General features: G+C 57.0%; 3 protein-coding genes. 1 reads left to right on the plus strand and 2 read right to left on the minus strand.

Annotation, left to right across the window (positions count from 1 at the left end; all coding sequences use genetic code 11):
• Nucleotides 1-103 precede the first annotated feature (103 nt).
• On the minus strand, nucleotides 104-1,129 hold the full coding sequence (astE, locus tag A9G06_RS21170; protein WP_069556542.1) for a succinylglutamate desuccinylase: 1,026 nt from the start codon (nucleotides 1,127-1,129) through the stop codon (nucleotides 104-106).
• A 292-nt stretch (nucleotides 1,130-1,421) separates the two neighbouring features.
• Nucleotides 1,422-1,631 carry a DUF1127 domain-containing protein gene (locus A9G06_RS21175; RefSeq protein WP_005337823.1) on the minus strand — a complete coding sequence of 70 codons (210 nt, stop codon included), beginning with the start codon at nucleotides 1,629-1,631 and terminating at the stop codon, nucleotides 1,422-1,424.
• A gap of 523 nt (nucleotides 1,632-2,154) precedes the next feature.
• Between A9G06_RS21175 and A9G06_RS21180 the strand changes: the two genes are divergently transcribed.
• Nucleotides 2,155-3,048 (plus strand): DNA replication terminus site-binding protein, encoded by an 894-nt coding sequence (locus A9G06_RS21180; protein WP_069556543.1) that lies wholly within the window; start codon nucleotides 2,155-2,157, stop codon nucleotides 3,046-3,048.
• The last annotated feature ends 91 nt before the right edge of the window (nucleotides 3,049-3,139 follow it).

A 3,139-nucleotide genomic window follows, 5' to 3' on the forward strand; every position in this document is an offset into this window, starting at 1 on the left:
TAGACACTGCGGCTAACCGCTGCTGTATCTGAGCCGCCGACTAAAACAATGGCTTGGCGCCGCCTGCGGATGCATCACCGCTCTGCAGGTAAAACTATCACCGCTATTCCCAGAGCCTTGTCGGCACCACCATCAGCACGGTGCGCTGGCCGATCGCCACATTGGCATTGGGGAAGACTACCGCCTCACGCGGCTTCTCGACTGTGTAACGCAGCTCACCATCCTCGGCCAGCACGAACCCTTGGGGGAATTCGGTGAAGTTGTCCACATCGCTGGCGAATAGAAAGCGAAACTGCTCCGATTTTTTGGTGATCACCCGATCGATGGCAAACAGGGTGAAATCATCCGCCCGCCACGGCTCCAGCGCCACCTCGTCCTGGGTGACCAGCTCCTGCAGCGCTTGGCGGGTTTCGATAAAGCGGGTCATATCGTTCTCGCCAAACGGGCGCACCTTGCCCAACTCCACCGTAAAGGCGTGGGCACCATGCTGTCGGGAGCTGTAGTAGCTGAAGGTGGTGGTCGGGCTGGCGGAGAGCAGAATAGTACGCACCCCGCAGGCGCCGAGGAACTGCACCTGCTCGCGGCAGTGAGGCCGCTCGTGGGGGAAGGGGTAGACGGCAAACTTCTCATGGCGCGAACCGCGAATGGCGGTGTGCAGATCGTAGTGGTAGCGGGGACGAGCCGGATCGGCAAAGAAGCGGCTCACATACTGCTCGAGACGCATGGCACGGATCCGCTCCCGATTGCAGAGCCCCTCCCCCTTGCTGTGAGCACCGGAGAAGAGCCGGTTCATGTTCTCCTCCACCTCCCGCAGCCCCAGATTCATCGCCGCCGGATTGCCAAACAGGAACAGCACCCGATGGCGGGCGCTCAGCTCGCCAGAGAGCAGACGGCTCAGCAGCTGGTTGCAGATCTCGATGGGAGCGGTCTCGTTGCCGTGAATACCGCAGGAGAGGACGATATCCTTGCGTCCTCCCGGCTGGTCGCCCGCGCCACTGGCAGGCTCCAGACAGAGCACGCCCGTATCCCAGACGCTGACCCGCGCACCATCGGGCAGGGCAAATTCAAAGGGCTCAAGCTGCCACTCATGGCTGCGGGTCAAGGCCAAAAAATCGTGCTGGGGAATCATCCGTCTCACCCTCTTGCTCTGGAATACTATGGCCGGATTATACGCAAGGCATCGCGGCTTAAAATCGTTTTTTAAACAAATTCAAACATTAACGATACAAGTGTGATAACAATCGAACGACGACAGCAATGGCAGTAGCAATGTGGAATAAAGAGAAGAGGAAAAAGGACCAACAAATAACAGGGGGAAAACGGGGGATATAAAACAGACAATGACAGACCTGGCGGCCGGGCGCCACGGGGCAGAACAGCAAACGACTCAGCAGAAAAACAAGGCATCCATGCCCGGTTGATTAACCACGCCAGAACGGCTTGGTGGTCTCTTGATAACGGTCAGCTTCGTTCAGGCCGATATCTTTGAGCAGGTACTCGGGCAGCTCGGAGAGCTGGCGACGGCTGCGGCTGCGCTCCAGCCAGGTCAGAACGGTCATTTTAACGCGAGCAACCAGATTCAATTGGCTGGAATGCTGGTAACCGGTTTCGGTATAAGTCATGTTGGCCATGATGTGGCTCCTCTGAATATTTGTTTACGCACTGGGCTTTATTTGATGCGCAAAGCTTAGTCAGGGAGCAGGGCCGACTCAATTGACGAATTTTGATACGTTACATTAGGAAAACTAATAGTAAAAAACTGACTGATACAATTTTAATACTCTGATTTATAAAGAATAATTAAGTCACCATTCGACCATCAACGGCCCGCAGCATATTATGCTGCATGGCACCACCTTAGATATGCAATTTACCGCATTGCCTATGCACTCGCCAATGGATTCGCCATGGGTGGCAACCCCGTCATTACATTCAATTGTTAATTTGGTGATCTATTTGCGATCTTAAGTTAACACAATGAAACATAAAGCAAACTTACCTTCCCTCCCTCGCCACTCCCTCGATGAGGACCCGAAAACGCCCCTCTTGGCGCGCAACCGGCATACTGGTATGGTTATTTATACAGTAGTTTATTCCCCCGCCCTGACGCCATCGTTTATGCCGTCAGCGGCGGATGAAACCACAGGATCATCGATGGATACCTTTACCCCGACCGCCGCCCTGCGTCAACAGATGGCCGCCATTGAAGCCTCTCTCAACCAGCTGGCCGATCTGCTTGGCCAACTCGAGCTGCAGGAGGCTCATGTCTATCCTCTCCCCCCAGTTGCACAGGGGGAAGAACACGACCCGATCGAGCAAATTGAGGTGGGCTATCTCAACGGTGAAGCCGCGCTGGCGGCCACCCTCGCCGCCTATCGGGATCACAGCGCCCGCCCCGGCTGCTCCACCAAGGCGACTCACCGGCTGCCCGGCTGGTTTCGCTTTCCTGCCGCCGCCGCCCCTTTGCTGCAACCGCTGATCGACCAAATCAACCAGCACAAGCTCGATTTCAAGGCGCTGGTGCAGCAGGCGGGGGGACGGGACGAGAAGTTCGAGCTGGTACATACCGCCCTGCCAGGCGTGATCACCCTGCAGGTCTACCGCAAACTGACCCTGTTGGCGGGGGAGCTGCAATCCCTCGGCTTTACCTGGGCTGACAAGCAGACCATCAATCGCCTCAGTCGCGAACAAGTGTTGGAAATGCTGGAGCGCAGCCGCCGCTATATACCGGCCCTCTCCAACAACGAGGAGTGGAGCAAGATGGTGGATCAGGAGGTGTACGACATTCGCCGCCTGCCCGCCGATGCCGAGTTGCGGATCCGCCGCCCGGTCAAGACCCACCCGATGATCAACCTGCTCTGGCTGGAGCGCACCCCGCGCAAGCAGCAGATCAAGGCGAGCCTGCCACTACTGCTCTGCTCCGATACCCCGCCTGCAGTCACCCATCTGGGCAACTATCCTCCCAAGAGCCGTCAGGCGCGGCGAGATCGCAAGATTGGCGGTGAGCCCATCATCGAGCGGCTGCACCTCTATCTCTATCAGGGGTGACAGGATCAGGAATAGCTGGATCATGGATAGCTGGGCCGCCTTGCCGCGATAAACGAAGTATCCCGCATCAGCACCCCAAACAAATAAGAAA

The organism is Aeromonas sp. DNP9 (assembly GCF_001728955.1).
Lineage (GTDB): Bacteria > Pseudomonadota > Gammaproteobacteria > Enterobacterales > Aeromonadaceae > Aeromonas > Aeromonas veronii.

Bases quoted from the DNA above. Each gene is read 5' to 3' on its own strand.
- astE (WP_069556542.1), bottom strand. From the start codon at position 1,129: ATGATTCCCCAGCACGATTTTTTGGCCTTGACCCGCAGCCATGAGTGG.
- A9G06_RS21175 (WP_005337823.1), bottom strand. From the start codon at position 1,631: ATGGCCAACATGACTTATACCGAAACCGGTTACCAGCATTCCAGCCAA.
- A9G06_RS21180 (WP_069556543.1), top strand. From the start codon at position 2,155: ATGGATACCTTTACCCCGACCGCCGCCCTGCGTCAACAGATGGCCGCC.